At 69.1% G+C, this 22,366-nt stretch carries 16 protein-coding genes and 1 pseudogene; 10 read left to right on the forward strand and 7 right to left on the reverse strand.

All coding sequences use genetic code 11. The features are described 5' to 3' along the window. Nucleotides 1–372 precede the first annotated feature (372 nt). From AB0M24_RS04900 to AB0M24_RS04910, 3 genes are read left to right on the forward strand one after another with little or no spacing between them, the layout of a single operon-like run. On the forward strand, nucleotides 373–2,655 hold the full coding sequence (locus AB0M24_RS04900; protein ID WP_363761136.1) for a type 2 lanthipeptide synthetase LanM family protein: 2,283 nt from the start codon (nucleotides 373–375) through the stop codon (nucleotides 2,653–2,655). 56 nt (nucleotides 2,656–2,711) lie between these two features. Beyond that, the gene (locus AB0M24_RS04905; RefSeq protein WP_363761138.1) at nucleotides 2,712–2,933 is read left to right on the forward strand and encodes a hypothetical protein; all 222 of its coding nucleotides are present in this window, start codon (nucleotides 2,712–2,714) and stop codon (nucleotides 2,931–2,933) included. Nucleotides 2,934–2,992: 59 nt separating this feature from the next. Then, nucleotides 2,993–5,839: an AAA family ATPase gene (locus AB0M24_RS04910; RefSeq protein ID WP_363761140.1), complete on the forward strand. Its 2,847-nt coding sequence runs from the start codon at nucleotides 2,993–2,995 to the stop codon at nucleotides 5,837–5,839. On the opposite strand, the gene AB0M24_RS04915 is transcribed toward AB0M24_RS04910, so the two are convergent. Further along, the gene (locus AB0M24_RS04915) at nucleotides 5,840–6,472 is read right to left on the reverse strand and encodes a response regulator transcription factor (RefSeq protein ID WP_363761142.1); all 633 of its coding nucleotides are present in this window, start codon (nucleotides 6,470–6,472) and stop codon (nucleotides 5,840–5,842) included. Between the two features lie 73 nt (nucleotides 6,473–6,545). Beyond that, a complete protein-coding gene (locus AB0M24_RS04920; RefSeq protein WP_363761144.1) occupies nucleotides 6,546–8,438 on the reverse strand; it encodes an ATP-binding protein in 1,893 nt (630 codons plus the stop codon). A gap of 130 nt (nucleotides 8,439–8,568) precedes the next feature. Between AB0M24_RS04920 and AB0M24_RS04925 the strand changes: the two genes are divergently transcribed. Next, entirely contained in the window at nucleotides 8,569–9,165 is a 597-nt protein-coding gene (locus tag AB0M24_RS04925) for a hypothetical protein (RefSeq protein ID WP_363761146.1), read from the forward strand. A gap of 4 nt (nucleotides 9,166–9,169) precedes the next feature. Here AB0M24_RS04925 and AB0M24_RS04930 read toward each other — a convergent pair whose 3' ends face one another. Then, nucleotides 9,170–9,544 (reverse strand): nitroreductase family deazaflavin-dependent oxidoreductase, encoded by a 375-nt coding sequence (locus tag AB0M24_RS04930; protein ID WP_363761148.1) that lies wholly within the window; start codon nucleotides 9,542–9,544, stop codon nucleotides 9,170–9,172. A gap of 56 nt (nucleotides 9,545–9,600) precedes the next feature. Between AB0M24_RS04930 and AB0M24_RS04935 the strand changes: the two genes are divergently transcribed. The 4 genes and pseudogenes from AB0M24_RS04935 (at nucleotide 9,601) to AB0M24_RS04950 (ending at nucleotide 13,135) form a co-directional block, all read left to right on the forward strand. Beyond that, nucleotides 9,601–10,248 carry a TetR/AcrR family transcriptional regulator gene (locus AB0M24_RS04935; RefSeq protein ID WP_363761150.1) on the forward strand — a complete coding sequence of 216 codons (648 nt, stop codon included), beginning with the start codon at nucleotides 9,601–9,603 and terminating at the stop codon, nucleotides 10,246–10,248. After that, on the forward strand, nucleotides 10,235–10,777 hold the full coding sequence (locus AB0M24_RS04940) for an SMI1/KNR4 family protein (protein WP_363761152.1): 543 nt from the start codon (nucleotides 10,235–10,237) through the stop codon (nucleotides 10,775–10,777). Before AB0M24_RS04935 ends, AB0M24_RS04940 begins: the two co-directional genes overlap by 14 nt. Before the next feature lie 135 nt (nucleotides 10,778–10,912). After that, nucleotides 10,913–12,721, forward strand: a pseudogene (locus AB0M24_RS04945) (glycoside hydrolase family 3 protein); the annotation flags it as partial. 27 nt (nucleotides 12,722–12,748) lie between these two features. Beyond that, the gene (locus AB0M24_RS04950; RefSeq protein WP_245821832.1) at nucleotides 12,749–13,135 is read left to right on the forward strand and encodes a carbohydrate-binding protein; all 387 of its coding nucleotides are present in this window, start codon (nucleotides 12,749–12,751) and stop codon (nucleotides 13,133–13,135) included. A gap of 29 nt (nucleotides 13,136–13,164) precedes the next feature. On the opposite strand, the gene AB0M24_RS04955 is transcribed toward AB0M24_RS04950, so the two are convergent. Further along, complete coding sequence (locus tag AB0M24_RS04955) at nucleotides 13,165–15,660, reverse strand: CHAT domain-containing tetratricopeptide repeat protein (protein WP_363761154.1); 2,496 nt, start codon at nucleotides 15,658–15,660, stop codon at nucleotides 13,165–13,167. A 67-nt stretch (nucleotides 15,661–15,727) separates the two neighbouring features. Between AB0M24_RS04955 and AB0M24_RS04960 the strand changes: the two genes are divergently transcribed. Then, a complete protein-coding gene (locus tag AB0M24_RS04960; protein ID WP_363761156.1) occupies nucleotides 15,728–16,945 on the forward strand; it encodes a S8/S53 family peptidase in 1,218 nt (405 codons plus the stop codon). Between the two features lie 124 nt (nucleotides 16,946–17,069). Further along, nucleotides 17,070–20,165: a M14 family zinc carboxypeptidase gene (locus AB0M24_RS04965; protein ID WP_363761158.1), complete on the forward strand. Its 3,096-nt coding sequence runs from the start codon at nucleotides 17,070–17,072 to the stop codon at nucleotides 20,163–20,165. Here AB0M24_RS04965 and AB0M24_RS04970 read toward each other — a convergent pair. The 3 genes from AB0M24_RS04970 to AB0M24_RS04980 form a co-directional block, all read right to left on the reverse strand. Beyond that, entirely contained in the window at nucleotides 20,162–20,743 is a 582-nt protein-coding gene (locus AB0M24_RS04970) for a hypothetical protein (RefSeq protein ID WP_363761160.1), read from the reverse strand. The genes AB0M24_RS04965 and AB0M24_RS04970 overlap by 4 nt on opposite strands. A 50-nt stretch (nucleotides 20,744–20,793) precedes the next feature. Next, the gene (locus AB0M24_RS04975) at nucleotides 20,794–21,084 is read right to left on the reverse strand and encodes a hypothetical protein (protein WP_363761162.1); all 291 of its coding nucleotides are present in this window, start codon (nucleotides 21,082–21,084) and stop codon (nucleotides 20,794–20,796) included. 63 nt (nucleotides 21,085–21,147) lie between these two features. Further along, nucleotides 21,148–22,365 carry a methane monooxygenase/ammonia monooxygenase subunit B gene (locus tag AB0M24_RS04980; RefSeq protein WP_363761164.1) on the reverse strand — a complete coding sequence of 406 codons (1,218 nt, stop codon included), beginning with the start codon at nucleotides 22,363–22,365 and terminating at the stop codon, nucleotides 21,148–21,150. Nucleotide 22,366: the final 1 nt, after the last annotated feature.

Raw genomic sequence — 22,366 nt, forward strand, 5'->3', positions numbered from 1 at the left:
GGTCCAGGAGCACAGCGTGCAGAGGGAGTTGTCCTCCATCAGCAGCGCGTCGTCCTCGAAGCCCATGGTCAGCAGGTCGTTCGCGTCCACGATCTTCTCCATGTGAATGCACCTCCGTGTTGTTGGTGTTTCGGACCTCGTTGCGGCCCGAGAGAAATCTCCCGTCTGGGGCCGCGAATCTCATCCGTGGCGGCCACCACCATTCGGAAGCCGCAGATCAAACCCGGTACAACCCGCAACAAGAACGGCAAAGACTCAACCGAGGCGCGAGCGGCACACGACCCGATGCGTAGGGACCACTACGTACGCCGACGCCAATGGTGGTGTTCTCCACCCATGACCCGGCGGTGATCCACTGGCACGCTTCGTGTCATGGAGATCGCCTGCCGCGTCACACCCGCTCCCACGGACGTGTTCGCGCACGTCGTGGCCCCGTGGGTGGATGCGGCGAGCGCCCGTCTGCACCGCAACCTGGCCGCGCTGCCCCGGGAAGCCGTTGATCCGAAAGCATTAGTGGCCGAGACCGCGCGACACCTCACGACGCGGCTCGTCCGGCTCGCGACGCCCGTGCTCGCCACACACCAGCCGATCACCGACTACCCCGTGCTGATCCGGGAACTGGACAGGGAACGCGACACCGCGGTCGACACCATCACGGAGATCGCCACGCGATACGCGGCCGACCAGGACCGCCTCACCGTCACGTTGCTCAAGACCAAGGCGAGGGTTCAGGCCATCCGACCGGCAGGTGACCGCCATCAGGGCGGACGGGCCACCGCGATCCTGGAACTGGCCGACGGGCAACGCGTGGTCTACAAGCCACGTGGCGTCCAGGCGCACCTGGCGCTGTCGCGGGTGATCGAGCTGGTCAACGACCTCGTCGACCTCGGCCTCGCCACCGTCAAGTGCGAAGACTCCGGCGGCCACGGCTGGACCGAGCACGTCGAACCGGCACCGCTGCCCAGCCCCGATGCCACCACGTACTACCACCGGCTCGGCGGGCTGCTCGCCGTGCTGCACCTGGTCCGCGCGACCGACATGCACCACCAGAACATGATCACCCGCGCCGACCAGCCGCTGCTGATCGACGTGGAAACCCTGTTCCAGTCCCAGCTTCCCGGCGAACGGCCGGATCCGGCGACCGTCGCGCTGGGCCGTTCGGTCGCCCGCACCGGCATCCTTCCGGCGATCGCGGGACGGCACGGCCTCACCGACATCTCCGCGGCCGGCGGCGACGCGGGACAGGAAACCGCGAGCGACGAGATCACCGAAGGCGCCGCCAACCGGCCGACGTGGCAGGGCCGACCGGTCGAACCAGCCGACCACGCCGACGCGTTCCTCGCCGGGTTCCGCACCACCTACGACGCGATCTCCCTCCACCGCAAGGAGTTCACCGCAGTCCTCACGAGATACGCGTCCATTGAGGTGCGTGTGGTCCCGCGACCCACCCGCCAGTACGCCGACCTCATCACGGCCGTCCGAGCGCCGGAGTTCCTGCAGAACGCCGAAACCAGGCTCAACGCGCTCAAAACCGCCTGTGCCACCGACTTCCTGCCCGGTCTGGCCGAGCTCGAAGCCGGCGAGCTGGACACCGGCGACATCCCGCTCTTCACCGCACGGGCGGACGGCCACGATCTCCAGTCAGCGCAGGGAAAACTCGGCAACGCGGTGACGAACTCGGGGCTGGAGGACGCACTCGCCTGCCTCGACCGGTTCGACGAGTTCGACCGCGAAGACCAGGAATGGGTGATCGCCGCGTCACTGGCCAGCCGCCGCGTCGCTGTGACGGGCGCGGGTCACGGACGGGTGCACCAGCACCTCGTCGGCACGGACGAGGTGCTGTCCGCCGCGTGTTCCGTGGCCGACCGCATCGTCACGACCAGCTTCGGCACGGACCGGATCAACTGGATCGGCCTCGAACCCGTCGGCGACACCCGCTGGCTCGTGCTGCCGATGGGCGCCGGACTCGCCCACGGCTACACCGGCGTCGCGCTGTTCCTCGCTCAACTGGGCCGGATCAGCGACGTCTGCCGCTACACCGACGTCGCCCGCAAGGCGTTGAATGCCGTTCCAGATCTGCTCAACGGACTCAAAGGCAACGACGACCTCATCGCCGCGGTCGGCTCGGGCGGGCTCACGGGGTTCGCCGGCATCGGGTATGCGCTCGCCCGCATCGCCAAGCTCCTCAACGACGACGAGGTCGCCCGCTGGGCCCGTGCCACCGTGCCGCTCACCGAAGCGGCAGCGGAGTTCGAACCGGAACACGGCCTCGTGGCGGCCATGCGCGCGCTCGACCAGGAGATCGGCTGCTCCGACGCACGAGACCTGGCCGACCGCTACCAGGACGAACCGGCGAGCCCGGTCCAGTGGTGCCAGCACGACGCTTCCGAATGGACGGACGACGACTTGTCCTTGTGCCACGGGGAACTCGGCCATGCGGACGTGTCGGTGCACGGCTGGTCCGCCGCCACGAGGCACCGCCGGACGGGCGAAGTGCTGGCGGCACTGCGCCGCGACGGGCCGCGCTGCGTCACGCCGGACCGCGTACCGACACCGGGTCTGCTGACCGGACTCGCCGGAATCGGGATCGGCCTGCTGCGCCTCGGATTTCCCGAACAAACGCCGTCCGTGCTGCGGCACGAACCGGCCCCTTGATCTTCCGGCAATTGCCGGAACACCGATGAAACCGTTACCGATCAACAGGAGAAGCAATGAGATTGCCGGAGACCAACGACCAGTCCGCCTCGGTTCGCGCCACCACCAAGAAGATCGGGCTGCGGATCGCCGCGCTGACCGGTGTCGTCCTCTCCGCGAGCGCCATCGCCGCAGCTCCAGCGGTTAGCACTGCCGCGAACGCCGACGTCGTGCTCGACAGCGTCGTGTCCGTGAACGGCGGTGGGAGCGGTTCCACGTGCTGTCGGCCGGAAAACTGACGCGCCCGTTATCGGATCGTTTATCACCTTTAGGTGGCGTGTCGTGATCTCATGTGCGGGTGGCATTGCGTGCACCAGTCGTCGTCGGTCGTGAGCATGAGCTGGAACTGATCAGAACGACGTTGGCGAAAGTCGCTACGGGGCGGGGTCAGGTGGTGTTCCTGACCGGCGAGGCCGGGATCGGCAAGTCCCGGCTCGCCTCCGCCGCGACGGATCTCGCCTACCAGAGCGGGATGAGCGTCATGCGCGGCCGTGGCAGCGCGATGAGCCGCACGATCCCGTTCCGGTGCCTGAGCGAGGCGTTGCTGTCGTTGCAACGCCTGGGCACCACGGTGGACATCGACGAGCTGGGCCCGTACCGGCCGGCGCTCGCACGCCTCAACCCGGACTGGGGCACCACGACGGACGACGCGTCGAGCAGCTCGCTGATCGTGCTCGCCGAGGGTGTGCTCCGGTTGACGGAACTCGTTGGGCGCAAAGGCGGATGCGCCGTCGTGATCGACGACCTGCAGTACGCGGACCCGGACACGCTGGCGGTGCTCGAGTACGTCATCGACAACATCGCGCACCAGCCGACCCTGCTCATCGCGACGATGCGCGACGAGGACAGCGCGGCGCTGGAGTTCGCCCGCGCCACCAGCAAACGCGACTCCGCCAGCCTCATCGAACTCAGACGCTTGAAGCAGCAACAGGTTTCCGCGCTCGCCGGCGCGTGTCTGGAAGGCGCTCTCCCGGCACCGGCGCTGGATCTCCTGTGGGCGGGCAGTGGTGGACTCCCCCTGTTCGTCGAGGAGCTGCTCGACGAGATCGTCTCGGACGGCCGGCTCGTCCGCACCGACGACGTGTGGCGAATGGCGGACGCCGGGGTGCCGCCGTCGGCCTTGGTGCACAGCGTCGCCGGGCGGTTCGGCAGGCTGAACGACCAGGCCCGCGAGTTCGTCTCGGTGGCTGCGGTGATCGGCCTCAGGTTCCCGCTGACGGTCGTGCGCGAGGTGACCGGGCTCGACTACCGGACCCTGCTGCGGTACCTGCAGAGCGAGCCGGTGGCGCACCTGATCGGGCCGGACGACCACACGCCCGACTGGTACCTGTTCACGCACGCGCTGGTGGCGGACGCGGTGCTCACGCTGATCCCAGAAGAGGTTCAAGCGGATCTCGCGCGACGGGCGGCGGACGCGGTGGAGAAGCGCTATCCCGGCGTGCCCGGCGACTGGTGTCACCTGTGCGCGACACTGCGCGAAGCGGCCGGGCAGACCGCGGAAGCCGGTTCCCAGTACGCGGAAGCCGGTCGGCGGGCGCTGGCGCAGGGTGCCGCGCAGTCGGCCGTGACGTTGCTGGACCGGTCGTTGGAGCTCGTCCACGACCCAGTGCAACGGTTCGAGGCGCTCGAAGCCCAGCTGCTGGCACTGACTGAGGCGGGGCAGGTGGACCGGGCGCTCGCCATGAGCTTCGACAGCTCGGGGCTCGACCGCCCGCACCGCGCCCGCCTGCACACCCAGCTGGCGTGGGCGGCGAACTTGGCCGGCCGTACGTCAGACGGCCTGGCACAGGTGGAGATCGCGCGCGCTTTGCTCGGAGACGACGCCTGCGCCGAGGTTTCGGCACCGATCGACGTCGTGGCCGCGCACCTGGAACTGGACCGCGCCGAGCCGGGCAGCCTGGAGCGTGCGGAGTCGGTCGCGTTGAGAGCGGCGAACGTGGCCGAACGGGTGCCGCTGCCCGTCGTCGCGTGCCAGGCGTGGCAGCTGCTCGGAGCGTTGACGCGCAGGCGTGATCCGGCGCAGGCGACCGCGTACCTGGAACGCAGCAGGGCTTTCGCCATCGCGCACGACCTGCCCATCTGGGAGATCCACGCGTTGGTGCGTCTCGGTTTGAACGACGCGCTGCGCGACGGCGAGATCGCCAGGCTGGAGCAGGCCCGCGATCTCGCCTCGCGGATCGGCGCGGTGATCGCGCGCTACCAGTCCGAGGTCAACATCGGCCTGCAACTGGTGCTGCGCGGCGACTTCGCGGCGGCCTCCGCACTGGTCGAAGAGGTGTCATCGGCCGCGAAACGACTGGGACTGCAGGAGATCGGCCAGTTCATGGCCGTGCTGCGCGCAGTGCTGGCCGGGCATCGCGGCGACCGGACAACGTTGACGGAAGCCTGGTCCGTGTTGGGTGAACCGGGCGGCGAGCAGCACACGGCTCGTCTGCACGGGCTCGCGGCGACGTTCTGCTCGTTGCTGGAGGAGGACAGACCGCGGGCGCGCGCGGACCTGGACCTCGCCCTGGCCGCCGAACGCGCCACCCCGACGACGTATCACCTGACCGGCAGGCTCGGCCTGGATCTGTTGCTGCGCGCGGTGGACGGCTCGCTCACCCAGGCCGAGTACGACGAGATCGTCGCGAGCCCGGCAGCCGGACTGCGCTGGGACCACCACTTCGCGCTGCTGGCGTCCGCGGTTCTGTCCAGGAACGCCGACGAAGTCACCGAAAGCGCTGACGTCGGTCTGCTCTACCCGATGGCACGCCATCTGGGGCTGCGACTGGTCGGCGAGGCTGCCGCACGAGATGGCTGGGGCGACCCGGAAACCTGGCTGCGCACGGCCGAGGCCTACTTCCACGACAACGGAGTCGCCGCGGTGGCGGGTGCGTGCCGCGCTCAGCTGCGGCAGATGGGTGTGCGGGTCACGCAGCGCCGCACCGGTGCGGGCGAGGTACCGGATGAGCTGCGGCTGTCCGGCGTGACCGTGCGCGAGTACGAGGTGCTGCGGCTGCTCGGCGCGCGGCTGGCGAACAACGAGATCGCCGCGCAGCTGCACGTTTCCCCGCGCACGGTGGAGAAGCACGTGTCGAGCCTGTTGACCAAGACCGGGCTCACGAACCGGCTCGCGCTGGGCAAGCTCGCGACCACGGCGGACTGATCAGCGCTTCGCGTTGAGGTGGGCGAGCACGGCGAGCACGCGGCGATGACCGTCCTCATCGGACGGCAGGTCGAGCTTGACCAGCAGGTGCCGGACGTGCGCCTCGACCGTGCGTTCGCTGAGCTGCAACCGTTTCGCGACACCGGTGTTCGTGAGGCCCTGCGCCATCAGTTCGAGCACGGTCCGTTCGCGTTCGGACAGCATCGCGAGCGAGCCGCGGCCGAGCAGTCCGGCGACCACGTGCGGATCCAGCGCCGACCCGCCACGCGCGACGCGGTCCGCGGCGGCGAGGAAGTCCGCCACGTCCAGCACGCGATCCTTGAGCAGGTAACCGAAGCCGGGCTCGGTGATCAGCTCGGCCACGTGTGTTCCCTCGACGTGCTGCGACAGCACGAGCACGCCGAGACCGGGGTGGGACTGCTTCAGGGATCGGGCCGCGCGGGCTCCTTCGTCGGTGAACGTCGGTGGCATCCTGATGTCCACGACCACGAGGTCCGGGGCGAGCGCAGAGACCGCCGACGCTAGCCCCGTCGCATCGGCGAAGGTGGCGACGACCTCGTGGCCGCTGTCCGCGAACAGACGGGCGAGGCCGTCGCGCAGCAACGCCTGGTCTTCGGCGATCACGACTCGCACGGCACCTCCCGGACAACCGCCACACCACCATCAGGCACACCCGCCGCCCAGCCACACCGCTGGTCCTCGGCGATCACGACTCGCACGGCACCTCCGCGGTGACTGTGGTTCCGGCACCTGGTTCGCTGTCGACGCGCAGAGTTCCGCCCAGTGCGGCGACCCGGTCGGCCAGACCCGTCAGCCCACTGCCCGCCGACGGCGCCGCTCCCCCGATTCCGTCGTCGGTCACGGTCACCACGAGGTTTCTCCCCCGATGCGTCACCGTCAGCGCGACTGTGGTGGCGCGCGAGTGCTTGACCGCGTTGGTCAGAGCCTCGCAGCCCACGAAGTAGGCGGCGGCTTCGACGTTCTCGGCGAACCGCTGCTCGGGCGCGTGCACCTCGACGTGCAGCGGCGTGCGGCGGGCCAGTGAGTCGAACGCGGGCCGGAGTCCGCCGTCGAGCTGCAGGCCGTGGGCGAGGTCGCGCAGTTCCTGGATGGCGACGGCGACTTCCGCGACGGCGTCGTCGATCGTGTGCCCGGCCTGCTCGGGAGTGCTGGTGGTGAGCTGGTGCTGGGCGTGCCGCAACGCCAGCCCGATCGCGACGAGCCGTTGCTGGGCACCGTCGTGCAGATCCCGTTGCACGCGACGGCGTTCGGCGTCACCGGCCGCCACGATCCGGGCCCTCGACGCCCGCACCTCGGCCAGCTGCCGACGCAGTTCCACGCGCAACCGGGCGATCTCGACGGCCAGCCCGCCGGTTTCCACGACCTCGCGGACGAGAGCGGCGTGCGGTGTCGAGTGGACGACCACGCCGACGGGCCTGCCATCCCGCTCCACCACCACTTTCGAGCTTGTGACCTCGCGCGCCACGCCGTCGAGGTCGACGTGCTCACGGCTCTCGGGCAGGTAGACGAACAGGTCGAGCTCCGGATCACCCAGCACTGAGCGCAACGTGGGCACCACGTCCTCCGGCTCGGCTCTCCCCGCGCGCAACGCTTCGAGGAAGTCCGTCATACGTCGGCGAGCGTCGTAGCGGGCGCGGTTGAACCGCCGGTCGACAAGATCTTGTGTGCGATCTCGCAACGGCCGGAACGCCAGCGCCGCCACGAGAGTGGCGGCCGCGGTGGCCCACTGCGAGCCTCTCCCCACAGCAGTACCCACCACGACGACCGTGACCGCGTAAACCCCGGCCAGAAACACGGTCAGCAGGCCATAGCTGATCGTTCTGCTGATCACGACGTCGACGTCGAACAGCCGGTACCGCAGAATCGCCACCGCCGCACCGAGCACGAGCCCAGTCAGCACCACCGCGGCCAGCATCCCGGCGAGGGGTGTCACGTACCAGAGCACGAACACCATCGGCAGCACGATCCCGGCGAGCGCGGCCGCGAACACGAACCACTTCATCTGCAGGCGCAGCAAGCCCTCGGACTGCCTGAACCGCATCACCAGCGACAGCACCGAGGCGCACAACGCGCCCAGGAAGAGCGGTATCCCGATCCACATCAGCACGTCCGGCAGCGGACCCTCGACGGCCAGCGGGTTGCGGCCGTCGGAGAAGTCGCGGCTCAGACCAGGGCTGAGGCCCCAGCCCGCCATGCCGAGCACCGTTCCCGCGGCGCCCGCCCACAGCACCGGACGCCACCGGCCCGCGCGGCCGTCCGGGAACAACACGAAGACGAGGATCCAGCCGAAGCCGCTGGGCAGCCAGCTGATCCAGCTGACCCACTCCAGGTACGGCCCGCCCGGCAGGTCGCGCAGTGCCCACGCCTGGAACAGGTCGGCCGTCACGGCGTTGAGCAACGCGAACCACAGGAACAGCCGGCCGATGACGCTCCGCCGCGCGATCAACGCGCCCGCGCCGGCCATCACGACCGCGTAGAGCGCGTACATGACCGTGTCCCAGTGGGGTTCGAGACCCCATCCGAGGGTGACCGCGGCGAGTTCCGCGATCACGGTCAGCGCGAGCAACAGCAGCGTCACCGGAACATCGTCGCAGCTCGAGAAGGGGTCGACCACAGTGCTAGCACTGCATCGGGTTCGGTGTCCGCGCCGATGCCCGCACCCCTCGTCGGCCCGCACGCTTCCTGGCAACCGATTCCAGGAGGTCACCATGTACGCGTTGAGTGCCATCGTCGGAGGCGCCGCGACCGCTCTGTCCGGCGCGCTGGTCCAGTTCGTCGTCACGCCGTCGGTGCCGGACACGATGTGGAGCTATCCGTGGGCCGGCGACACCTTCGTGCTCGTCTGCCTGGTGTACGCGGTGTTCCACGCCCTGGTGCTCGTCGGCGTGCTCGGGTTCGCCCGCAGCGACGTCCCCGGCACCAGCCGAGCCGCTCGCAGTGGTGGGGCGCTGGCCGTGGCGGGCACGGCAGCGCTCCTCGTCGCCGAGCTGGCGTCGATCCCGTTCCGCTCGGAAACGTTGGACGCAGGCGGACCTGCGGTGGTGGGAGCGCTGTTCGGGCTCGGCACGCTCCTCACCGGAGTCGGGTTCCTGATGACCGGCGTGACCACGCTCAAGGCCGGCGTGTGGCAGGGGTGGCGCCGGTACGTGCCGCTGGCGACCGGCGTGTGGACGACGCTGCTGGTCGGGCTGGCGGCCACCACGTCGCTCGCGGTCGGCGTCGGCGTCTACGGGCTGTGCCTGCTGCTGCTCGGTGTCGCGATGCGCAGCCCGGCCGTGACGACCACGGCGAGGATCGCGGCGTAAGGCCCTACGCCGGTGCCAGGTCCATCCGCAGGAACTCGCTGATCCTGATCCACTTCGGTGGCCGCTTCACGTCGTCGGCGAGCGCCGAGAACGCCTCGGCCTCGTCGACGACGCGGGGCGCGGCCAGCTCGATCTCCTCGCCGTTGACGTGCAGCGTTGCTTTGCCGGCTGCCAGCACGTTGCGGACCCAGTCCGAACCCGACCCGTAGACCAGCACGAACAGGTAGCCGCCGTCGACCGGATGAGCGTCCATCGGGGTCCGGTAGGTCGTGCCGGACGACCGGCCGACGTGCGTGAGCACCGGGTATTTCGAGCCTTTGAGCGCGATCGGGTTGAACACCCGCTTGTTGATGTGTCCCCACCATCTGGGCATGGGCATCTCGATCTCCTCCCTTACACCCGTAAGGCTGCCTTACGAGTGTAAGGTTCGTCAACATGGCTCGGCAGGCACTCACCAGGGACCGCGTGCTCGCGGCCGCGATCCGGGTCGCGGACCAGGGCGGCGTCTCGGCGATCTCCATGCGCAAGGTGGCGCAGGAGCTGGACGTCGAGGCGATGTCGCTCTACCACCACGTGCCGAACAAGGAAGCGCTCCTCGACGGCGTGGTCGACGCGGTGTTCACGTTGATCGACCTGCCACCGGACGCCCCGGACTGGCGTGACGCGCTCCGGGCGCGGTCTTCGTCGGCGAGGGACGTGCTGTCGCAACACAGCTGGGCTCTCGGGCTCCTCGACTCCCGGCGCAACCCCGGATCGCCGACGCTGACGCACCACAACGCGGTCCTCGGCGTGCTGAGGCAGGCCGGGTTCTCCGTCGCGTTGGCGGTGCACGCGGTCTCGCTGCTCGACAGCTACGTCTACGGGTTCGTGATCCAGGAGGCGAGCCTGCCGTCCGACGACGTGGAGCAGGTCGCCGGCGAGATCGTGGAGCAGGCGGACGAGTTGCCGCACCTGAAGGAGGTCGCCGCGCACACCGCGCGGTCCGGCTACTCCCCCGCGGACGACTTCGCTTTCGGGCTCGGCCTGATCCTCGACGCGCTGGAGGCCCGGCGGTCTGTAGCGTGCGCGCGTGGAGATCACTGACAGAACCTTCCCCGCCGCGCTGGTCGCGTTGAGCGGCATCGAGTTCCCCTGGGACTACAACGAGAAGACCGAGGAACCGGCGCCGAGCAACATCGACTACGAGCCGTACGACGAGTTCGACTCCGCCGAGGAGACCACCGACTGGATCAGGTCGTGGACCGGCAACAAGGAGCTCGACGGCGACGCGTTCCGGATGTTCGGGCAGGACGGCACGGGCGGGATCGCGACCCTTTGGCTCGTGCGGCCCGGGCAGCCGCTCGTCGAGCAGCCGGTGGCGTTCTTCGGTTCCGAGGGCGAGATCGGGATCGTGGCGCGCAGCCTGGGCGAGTTCCTGTGGCTGCTCGCGGGCGGAGTGGGGCCGCAGGAGGCCGTCGAGTTCGGGTCCGACAGCGGGGTGCCGCACGACGAACTGCTTGCCGTGGCACGGAAGTACAGCGGTATAGAGCCCCGCACGCCCGCCGAGGTGCTGGCCGCCGCACGCGAGGAGTTCCCGTCGTTCAACCGAACCGTCGAATCCTGGTGCCGCTGAACGCCGACCGCGGGGAACCGGTCGCAGTTCCGGTTCCCTGATGGTCTATACCACCTTGTCAACGCCAGGTTACGCTCCGGCCACCCTGTTGTGCCGCAAGGTAAACAGGACCTCGTCCCCCTGAGGTCTGCCCCCATGAGAAAGATCCTCGCGGCCGTGCTGCTGCTGACGGCCGCCGCGGTCCCCACCGGTACGGCCGCCGCGGCTGACCCGATCTACCTGGACCCGACCCAGCCGATCCCGGCGCGCGTCGCCGACCTGCTCGGCCGGATGTCACTCGACGAGAAGGTCGGGCAGATGACGCAGGCGGAACGCAACGCCGTGTCGAACGCCGACCTGACGAACTTCCGGATCGGCTCGCTGCTGTCCGGTGGCGGTTCCGCGCCGTCGCCCAACAACGCCACGTCGTGGGCGAACATGTACGACAGCTTCCAGAACGCGGCCAGGGCCACGCCGTTGAAGATCCCGCTGATCTACGGCGTGGACGCGGTGCACGGCCACAACAACGTCGTGGGCGCCACGATCTTCCCGCACAACATCGGCCTCGGCGCGACCCGCGACCCCGGCCTGGTGCAGCGGATCGGCCGCGCGACCGCCGAGGAGGTGTCGGGCACCGGCATCGACTGGGACTTCGCGCCGTGCCTGTGCGTCGCGCGCAACGACCGCTGGGGCCGCACCTACGAGTCGTTCGGCGAGACGCCCGAGAACGCCACGTCGATGACCACGATGATCACCGGTCTGCAGGGCACTCGGTTGTCCGACTCGGGCTCGGTTCTCGCCACTGCCAAGCACTACATCGGTGACGGCGGCACGACCGACGGCGACGACCAGGGCAACACGCAGATCAGCGAGGCCGAGCTGCGTTCTGTTCACCTGCCGCCGTTCCGCGAGGCGATCGCGCGCGGCGTCGGTTCGGTGATGATCACGTACAGCAGCTGGAACGGCGTGAAGACGCACGGCCACAAGTACCTGATCACCGACCTGCTGAAGGGCGAGCTCGGCTTCAGCGGCCTCGTCGTGTCGGACTGGAACGCCATCGACCAGATCGACGGCCAGCCCGGCTTCACCGCGGCCGAGGTCCGCACGTCGATCAACGCCGGCCTCGACATGATCATGGTGCCGACCGAGTGGCGCTCGTTCATCACGCTGCTCAAGGCCGAGGTGCAGGCGGGTCGCGTGCCGATGTCGCGCATCGACGACGCCAACCGCCGGATTCTCACCAAGAAGTTCGAGCTGGGCCTGTTCGAGAAGCCGCTGACCGACCGCTCGTACACGCCGACCGTCGGCAACGCGGCACACCGCGCGCTGGCCCGCGAGGCCGTGCGCAAGTCGCAGGTGCTGCTGAAGAACCAGAACGGCGTGCTGCCGCTCTCGAAGACCTCGTCGAAGATCTTCGTCGCGGGCAAGAGCGCGGACAACATCGGCTACCAGAGCGGTGGCTGGACGATCTCCTGGCAGGGCGGCAGCGGTCCGGTGACGCCGGGAACCACTGTGCTGCAAGGCATTCGCTCGGCGGTGTCGTCTGGCACCACTGTGACCTACAACCGCAACGGCACCGGCATCGACGGCACGTACCAGGCCGCGATCGCCGTGGTCGGTGAGACGCCGTACACCGAGGGCGCGGGCGACAAGCCGGGCGCGATGGGCCTGGACTCCGAGGACCTGGCAACGCTGAACACGTTGCGCGCCACCGGTGTTCCGGTCGTCGTGGTGCTCGTGTCGGGCCGCCCGCTGGACATCGCGGCGCAGCTGCCGCAGTGGACCGCCCTGGTCGCGGCCTGGCTGCCGGGCACCGAGGGCAACGGCGTGGCGGACGTCCTGTTCGGCGACTACAAGCCGACCGGCACGCTGCCGTTCACGTGGATGCAGAGCGCCTCGCAGCAGCCGATCAACGTCGGTGACGGCAAAGCACCCCTGTTCCCCTACGGGTTCGGCGCGCAGTTCCCGGCCACGCAGAACGCCTACGCGCTGATCGGTGCCTCATACTACGACGAGCAGCGCGGCACCCAGGTCGAGCGGTGCACCGACTCGGGCTGCGGCCAGAACGTCGGCTACCTGACGCCGGGCGACTACGTCGCCTACGCGGACGTCGACTTCGGTGCCACGCCGCCGACGTCGGTGACCACGCGGATCGCGTCCGGTTCGACCGCCAACGGCACGCTGCAGTACCGGCTGGACAGCCCGACCGGCCCGCTCGTGGCCACGGTGTCCGCGGCGAGCACGGGTGGCTGGCAGACGTGGACCAGTCGTACCGCGGCTGCTTCCGGGGCGACCGGGGTGCACCGGCTCTACCTGGTGGCGACCGGTGGCACGGGTGGTGACCTGGCGAACGTGAACTGGTTCCAGTTCGCCCGCTGATGACAGGTTTCGTGTGCGTGGGCTGTCTTCTAGGCGCCCACGCACACGAAGCCGTTCGGACGATCCAGCTCTTCCTGTGCCGCGGCGAGCGCCTCCGCGGGTGTGCGTCCGTCCCGCAACCGCCGGTGCACCGCGATCATCAGGTCCTTGGTCTCCGCGTCCGGCACCGGCACGACCGAGGCGATCAGCTGCGAGGTACCGCGTTCCAGGAACGTCGCCGCGAGCCCGAGCAGTTCGTTGCCGGACACCACCACGGACCGGCCGACGTCGCAGGCGGCCATGATCACGGTTTCCGGGACCTGGTCGAGGCGCTGCACGTCGTAGACCACGAGCGGGCCGTCGTGCAGGGACAGGGCCGAGAACAGCGGGTTGTCCGGGTTGAGCCGGCCATGCGCCGCGAGGTGCACGGTGCCGGCCGTGTTCAAGGCTTTCAGGACGTCGTCGACCGTGGCGTGCCCTGCAGCGGCGACCTGGTGGATCTCGGCGACGGCGGTGGCTTCCTCTCCCGCACCCGGCAGGCCCGGACCGCTTGCCACGGCGAACGTTCGAGCACGCGCGGGCCTGGTCGCCGCGGTGTGCCACAGGGTCGCGGACGGTGAGACCACGACCGGTTTCCCTTGGCACGAAGGCAGACACGACCACGGGACGTCGTGCAGCACCCCGGTCGGGACGACGACCAGCGGCCGATCGCAGGTGGGCAACAACAACGCGTCGAGTTTCGCGGTGGTCGTCCGGAGCAGCTTGGCGATCTCGGGACGCGGCCGATGTGCCAGGTGCCGCAACGCGAACGGCACGCGTTCGAGCAGAGCACAGACCTCAGCCACGGAACCCACGGTCCGCAGGTCCAGCCGTCCGTTCGCGAGACGCAACGCCAGCAGAGTGCCGGAGATCTCGATGAACTGGATCAGCACGCGGTCACCGAGGTCCAATGAGGACGGTCGAACCGGGTCGGCGGGCCCACCGGCATCGGCGCGGAGCAGGCGGCTGCGGTTCTTGATCTGCCGTTCCAGCTCGACCTGGCGGTGCCGCAGCCGTGGAGTGGGATTGCCTTCCAGTTCCAGGGCCGTGGCGCGCAACAGGGGCAGCAGAGACGCGAGCTCAGGGTCGTCAGGCGGACGAACGGAGCGTTGCAGGAAGCGGGAAGCACGGCCGCGCTCTGCCCACTCGAAGATGTCCGCGGGTGTGCCGGAGGTCAACGCCACTCGCAACCCCAGCGCGGCCAGGTCGGCGCGGTGCATGGCCGAGTGGGCCCGCAGATCGCTCGCGCCCAGGGCGGCGTGGTTCTCGTCGAGCACGCGAAGTCCTCGTCGTGCCGCAGCCATCGCGGAACGAGGAGTGGTGCGCAGCAAGGCTTCCGCGTACCAGCCGCGAGCCCGCAACGCCGCAGGGCCGCGAACCCGTGCGGCGCGGGCGACCATCAGGTGCTCGGCCGCACGCCCCGGCTGTCTTCGTCGTTCACACAGACGAGCAACGTCGATGTGCGCCTCCACCACGGCAGCCGGATTGCCGTCCAACGCCGTGATCATGGCGTCGAGGTCGGTGACCCGGCTCGGCTTTCCCGCGCTCAACGCGGCCCGCAGCACGGTCGATCGGGCCAGCGCGGCGTGGTGAGAACGGCCCTGGCGAGTGAACTGCGCCAGTGCGGCACGGGCGTGCTGAGCCGCGGCCTCCCAGTCCGACGCCAGCAGCGCGGCGTCGGCGAGCAGCAGCCCCATCTCCGGCACCTTGAGCTGACGACCGTCCGCACGGAAAGCGGAAAGCGCCTGCGAGGCGTGGTCGCGGGCCTCGCTGAACAATCCGACGGACAGCAACAGTTCAGCCCTGTCCTGCAGCACGGGCGCGAGCTGACCGCCGTGCCGCGCGATGATCTCCTCGGCCCGGTCCAGGTGCGCCAGAGCGGCCGGCACGTCCCCTCGACGGCTCTCCACCCACCCGAGGTTCTCCGCGATGATCCCGACCACGAGCGGCCGGTCGAGCTCGCGAGCCAGGCGGTCGGCTTCGAGCAGGTCCTTCACCGCGGCCGCGAAGTTCTGCCGTTCGGCCTGCAGAATCCCCGTGTTGACGAGGTGCCGCTGCAGTCCCAGCTTGTCCCCGCCGCGCCGGAACGCGCGCCCCGCCACCTGATAGTCCGCGAACGCCTCGTCGAGCCTGCCCAGGTGGTAGAGGATCACCGCGCGCTGCCCGCGAGCACGCGCGCCGAGCAACGGCACCGCCAGATCCACCTCGCGCAAGGCGGACGCGGCACGACCCTGGTGCACGAGAGCGAACGCGAGCTTCATCCGGCTCTCCGCGGCCGCCTTGCCCACCCCGAGTCGCACCGCGCGGCGCAAATGGGTGACAGCGAGATCGACCTGCCCGGTCTGCGACAGCGCGTGGCCCCACGCCTGCTCGGCCAACGCGCGCGCCGCCACATCGCCCTGAGCACGCGCGACGACGTCCGCCGCCACCGGGATCGCCTTGACCGGATCGGCGTCGGCGAGCCGCATCGCCTCGCGCGCCGCGTGTAACGCCGATCCCGGCACCATGATGACCAAGGTATCAACGCGAGGCACGGCGGCATCGGTTCTGCGAGAACTCACTCCGGAGGCTGACATGACCACCACTGACGAGGGCGCCGGGCAGCTCGTCGTCGACAGCAGGTACCTCGACGCCGTGCGGCAGGTGCTCGACGAGCTCGGCATCGAAGGCAAGCAGCACGCCGACGCTCCTGCGTTCGACCTGACCCTCCTCGACCTCGTCCACGTCGAGCCGCGGCCCGACCCGGTCACCAAGGAGCTCGTGCGCCCGAAGGTCGCCGACCTCGATCCCGTGCTCACCGAACTGCGGCTGAGGCTCGCACGACGCTGTGGCGGCTGGGTGCCGCCCCTCGGCAAGAACAGGCAGATGACCAGCCAGTTCGGGGCGTACCCGCAGACCAAGAGTCACGCGCTGTGGGACCCGATCCCCGTCCTGGACGTGCCCGAAGGATGGCTTGAGGGCGACGAGGGCAACGGCATCCGCGTCGGCTTGCTCGACACCGCCATCCCCCACCACGACAACGTCCCCGACGACTCCATCGAGGCGGTCGGCTTCACCAAGGCGACGAGCGACGCGGCCGTCTACTTCGAAGAGGGGCACGGCCTGTTCATGGCGGGTCTCGTCCTCCAGGAGGCGCCCAAGGCCAAGCTCATCGCGCGCGCCGCACTCGACGACAAGGGCAAGGCCTCGGCGTGGGACGTGGTCAAGAAACTCGAGGAGTTCTTCACCGACGAGCCGGACAGGCGGGTGCACGTGCTCGTGCTCGCCAGCGGCTGCCGCACCCACGACGGCAAGGCGCCGCTGATCCTGGAGCGTGCGATCGAACGGCTCAACCGCCGCATGACGGTCGTGGCCGCGGCGGGCAACCACGGCGCGGTGGCCGGGATGACGCCGGACCTCCAGATCACTCGCGACTCCCCCACGTGGCCGGCCGCGCTGCCCGGCGTCGTCGCGGCCGGCGTGCCCACCCCGTTCCCCGAGGCGAACCTCAGCGACGAGCGGAACCTCGACTACAGCCCCGACCTCCCGTGGGTGACGTGCACCGTGAACCCTGGAGCGACCGGGGAGTTCGTCAGCTCCTACCCCGCCTCGGCCGAGGTGGAGATGCTCAGCGGCTCCAAGGTGGACCTCAGCTCGGGCTTCGCGTCGTGGCGCGGAACGTCCTGCGCCGCCGCCCAGCTCGGTGGTGCCCTCGCCGCGCGGATGGCGACCGGACTCGACGCGACAGCCGCGTTGGAGGCTCTCGAACAGCGGCCGGACATCGAGAAGTACAGCTGGACGTACAAGAAGTGACCGTCCAAACACGACCTGCCACCGTTGGGCCGATCGTGTAGGGCCTAAAGGCTCGTCAAAGTAACGCCTGGTCGGCGTAGCGTCGGCGGGTCTTGCGTTGACCACGCACGCCCCGGAGGAACGCATGAAGCGGTCCACGTCTCTCCTGTCCGCACTGGCACTCGTCGTCGGCGGCATCGCGGCGTCACCCGCCCAAGCCGCCCCACAGCCCAGCGAACCCCTCGACGTCTACGTCGCCGAGGTGACTCCCGAACAAGCCGGAGATCTGTCCAGACAAGGGCTGGACATCGCCGGCGCCAGAACCGCTGGCGACAAGGTCGAGGTCGAGCTCGTCCTCGACGCCGACCAGCAGAAGGACCTCGCGAAGCGCGGCGTCGACGCGAAGGTCAAGAAGAACAAGGACGGCAAGACCACCCGCCAGCTCGCCGTCGAACAGGCAGCGGCCGGGTTCACCGTCTGGCGTTCCTACGACGAGAAGGGCGGCATCCGCGACCAGCTGTACGCGTTGGCGCGCAACAACCCCAACCTCGTCAAGCTCGAGGTGCTCGGAAAGACCGGGCAGGGTCGCGAGATCATCGCGCTCAAGGTCACGCAGGGCGCCAACGGCTCGCGCGACGGCAGCAGGCCGGCGGTGCTGTACTCGTCGACGCAGCACGCGCGGGAGTGGATCAGCACCGAGGTCAACCGCAGGCTGCTCAACCACTACGTCACCAAGTTCAAGGCGGGCGACCAGGAGATCAAGAACCTCCTGAAGCAGACCGAGCTGTGGTTCGTGCTCGTCGCGAACCCGGACGGCTACCAGTACACGTTCGACGCCGAACGCCTGTGGCGCAAGAACCTGCGCGACAACGACGGCAACGGCGTGATCACCGTCGGCGACGGCGTGGACCCGAACCGCAACTTCGACGAGCACTGGAACTACGACAACGAGGGCTCGTCGACGGCGACCGCGAGCGACACCTTCCGGGGTTTGAGCGCGGCGTCGGAGCCGGAGACGAAGGCGATGCAGCGCCTGCTGACCCGGATCAGGCCGAAGTTCCAGACCAACTGGCACTCCGCCGCAAACCAGATCCTGTACCCGCAGGGCTGGCAGACCGGATCGCCCGAGGCCGACAACCCGATCTACGTCGCGATGGCCGGTACCGACGCCAAGCCCGCGATTCCCGGCTTCGACCCGGGAATCAGCTCCGACGAGCTCTACGTCACGAACGGCGAAACCACCGATTACGCCGACTCTCACGCCGGGACCGTGGCCTTCACGCCCGAGCTGGGTGAAGGCTGCGAGGGGTGTGGTTTCGTCTTCCCCGACGACGAGGCGCTCGTGGAGGCCGAGTTCCAGAAGACGCTGCCGTTCGCGCTGTCGCAGGCGATGTCAGCACAGGACCCGTCGAACCCGAAGTCGTCGGTCGGCATCACGGTCGAGCCGTTCTACCTCGACCAGGCCGACATCGACCCGGAGAACGCGCCGCTGTCCATGTTGGACTTCACGTTCGACGTCTCGTACGGCGACCCGCAGGAAGTCCGGGTGCTGGCCAAGAAGTCGCTCGGCCGCGTCACCGCGAAGTGGCAGATCGGCAACGGGCCGGTGCGCAGCGCGCCGACGTCGGAGTGGGAGGGCGGCGAGAAGTACGGCATCGGCAACGCCAACTACTTCCACGTCATGCGCGGTACGGTCACCGGCACCAGGCCCGGTGACGAGGTCAAGGTCTGGTTCGAGGGCGGCGGCAAGAAGAGCAAGTCGTTCACGTACCGCGCCGTGTCCGAGACGCACGACAAGGTCCTCGTCATGGCCGCGGAGGACTACACGGGCGCATCACCGGTTCAGGGCGTTACCGCGCCGAAGTACCTGAGCTACTACACGGACGCGTTGACCGCCAACGGCATCAGCTACGACGTGTACGACGTGGATGCCAACGGCCGCAAGGCACCGGACGCGCTCGGTGTGCTGAGCCACTACAAGGCCGTCATCTGGTACACGGGTGACGACGTCGTGACGCGCGAGGCGGGGTGGGCCCCTGGCAACGCCTCGAGTCTCGCGCAGACCGAGCTGTTCGAGATCCGCGACTACCTCAACGAGGGTGGCAAGGTGCTCTACACCGGCAAGTACGCCGGGCACCAGTACGCCACGGGTCACGGCACGCAGCTCTACGACCCGTTCGAGAACAAGCAGTGCAGCACGCTACCCGACGCGGCGACGCGGTGCCGTCCGCTGTCCGGTTCCGGCGACAACGTGAACGACGTCCTCGAGTACTGGTTCGGCGCGGCGATCGTCAACGAGGGCACGGGCCAGGACGACAACGGCGACGCGTTCGGCGTCAAGGGCGTCGCGAGCCCGTTCACCGGTGTCTCGCTCACCCTCAACGGGCTCGGCAGCGCGGCGAACCAGGACCACACGGCGTCGTTCCTGACGACGAGCGGTCTGCTGCCGGTGAACCAGTACCCGCAGTTCCGCAGCGAGGTCGCGGCGGCCTGGGACCGCCCAGGCGGCCCGTTCTCGCCGCACACCGGTGAGTACTACATGTACTCGCAGATCAGTGACGTGTCGTACAAGCGGCTCACGCGCACGATCACGGTTCCGGCGGGTGGCGCGCAGATGTCGTTCTGGACCTCGCACGACACGGAACCCGCGTGGGACCACGTGTTCGTCGAAGCCCGGACCGCGGGCGGCACGAACTGGACGACGCTGCCGGATCTCAACGGCCACACGACGACCGAGACCGGCGACAGCTGCGCGGCCGGCTGGCGGGATCTGCACCCGCAGCTCGACCACTACCAGACGCTCAACCCCGACGGCACCTGTACGCCCACCGGCACAACGGGTTCGTGGAACGCGGCGTCCGGCGGGTCGGGTGGCTGGCAGCAGTGGAACGTCGACCTGACCGCCTACGCGGGCAGCCAGGTCGAGGTGTCCATCGCCTACGCGAGCGACTGGGCCACGCAGGGTCTCGGCGTGTTCCTGGACGACATCGTCGTGACGACCGGTGAGGGTTCGACGTCGTTCGAGTCCGCTTTGGACGGTTGGGCCGTCACCGGTCCGCCGGAGGGCAGTGCGCCGAACAGCAACAACTTCACCCGCACGACCGCCGCCGGGTTCCCGGAGGGCGCCATCGTGAAGACGCCGGACACGCTGTACTTCGGGTTCGGCTTCGAGGGCATCACCGACCCTGCCATCCGCAACAGCGTGATGGCGAGGTCGATGAAGTACTTGCTCAAGTACTAACGCTGCTGCCATTTCGGTACGGGCGGCGCGGTGTCAGGACCGCGCCGCGCCGCCCACACCGCCAGCACCACGCCGTACAACACGTGTGCGGCGATCAACGTCGGCCAGCCGACCAGCCCGCTCAGACTGAACGCGACGAGATCCGCGTTGAGGAACTTGCTGAGCACGAACAGCACGCCGAGGTAGAACAACGCCATCATCAGGATCCCGTGCATCGGCCCGATGATCGCCAATGCACGCCAGTTCCGCACCTGATGCCTCGTGACACCGACCGTGAACACCACCCCGGAGACCGCGCCCAGCATCAGGCACGTCGCCAGTCCCGCGACGAACGCCTGGTGCTGGAACGGCGCCGCGGCACCACGTCCCACGGCTTCCAGAGCCGCGAACATCGGCGTCGGGTCCAGCACGCTGATCACGCTGTACATCGGTGTAGCGAACCCGATGCCGCGGTACGTGCCGCCGGCGATCATCAGCAACGCCACCGTGGGCAGCGCGGCCGCGATCCCGACGGTCGCGCCACGGGTGACCGCGTGCTCCAGAGTGCCGGTGGCCCAACGACTACGTGTGCGCAACATCGCGTTCAGCCTCCTCCTCGTTCAAAGCCTCGGGCGCGAGGCTCCGAACGTCACGTGTGCGCGACATCGCGAGCCCTCTCCTCCTCCGCAGCGTCAAACACAGCCTCGACATCCGCGACCAGGAGCAGGTGGCTCCAGTCGTACTCGCCGTCGAACATCTGCCTGCCGGGGCTCGGCGTCTCGTCGCGGACGCCCTCGTGCAGGTCGTACTCGCGGCGCCTGTCCCCGGCCAGCAGCAGCACCAAGCCGGACAGCATGAGCAGCCCCAGCACGACCGGAGCGATCCCGACCAGCGTCTCCACCGGGCCACCGGCGCCGTGCGCAAGAACGATCACCGTCACGGTGCGAAGTCCTCTCTGTGGGAAACCGGGGCGGTGCCAGTACAACGGCACCGCCCCGGCTGGTCATGTGCTGATCTTCTCCGGCGTGACGAACGACTGGACCGTCAGCTCGTTCTCGTCACCACCGGCTTCCTTGAGCCGCAGCACCCCGGTGATCTCCAGACGGGACTGGTTGACCGGCATCAGCCTTTCCTGGCTCCACACCGGATCCCGCATGTCGATCGTCAGCACCTTGGTCTCGCCGGGTGCCACGACGGGGTTGTCGACCTCGGCGATCCGGCCGTTGACCGGTGAGGCGACGCCCTTCGTCGGGAACGTCAGCGTGGACGTCGTGAACGCCTGCACGGTGGCCGGCGTCGAACCGGTGTTGTGCACGCTCACCTTCATCCGCACGGTGTCCGTCGACTGGTCGTAGACCGCGGAGTTCGCCTTGGCCGTCACGAACGCGGGAACGGCCTCCGGCTGGCCGGGGTCGAAGCGCAGCACCTGCTGCGGCATCTTGTCCGGGTACGCCACGGTCTGGTAGATCCACCCGCCGGCGAGCAGCAGGACCGTCACGGCCATCACCAGGTTCATCGCCCGGTGGTCCTTCTTCGTGATCAGGCCGTGCGCGCCGCCGTCGGTGTTGAGCGGGATCTGCGACGTGACCGCGAGCCGCGTGACCGTCGGCTTCGGCACGATCCAGTAGAGCAGCCAGGCGAGCCCGACGATGCCCCACACGATCGCCCAGAACGTCAGTCCGCCCAACCCGACCGACTCCATGTCGATCGTCTCGCCGTTCGACAGCTGCGCGGTGTTCACGTAGCCGCCGGGCGATTCGGTGACGTTGACGTACGAGCCAGGTCCGAGCAGCGACCCCGCGCCGTGCACACCGAAGATCGGGTGGATGTGCCACTTGCCGACGCGACGGCCCACCAGCGTCATGGAGAAGTCGTAGACGCCGCCCTTGTGCACCTCGATGGCGTCCGGCGCGGGCTTCCCGTTGATCGTGCGCTCCTGGATGGTCACGACCGGGCCGGGCGCGACGATGCTGATGAACCCGAGCTCCGGCGTGGCGAGCTGCTGTGGCCAGGTCTCCAGGATCTTGGCCGTGCCGGTGAGCTTCAACGCCTCGTTCTGCCCGAGGTCGCCGCCGTCGGGGACGCTGAACTTCACGTCCCAGAACGCGATGGTTCCCATGCGCAGGAACGACTCCTGCGCGTCCTCGCCGTGAGCGAAGGCCATCGGCGCCGGGGCGAGGCAGAAGATGGCCAGCACGAGGCCGACTAGTTTCTTGATCATC

This window comes from Lentzea sp. NPDC051838 (assembly GCF_040681245.1).
GTDB lineage: Bacteria > Actinomycetota > Actinomycetes > Mycobacteriales > Pseudonocardiaceae > Lentzea.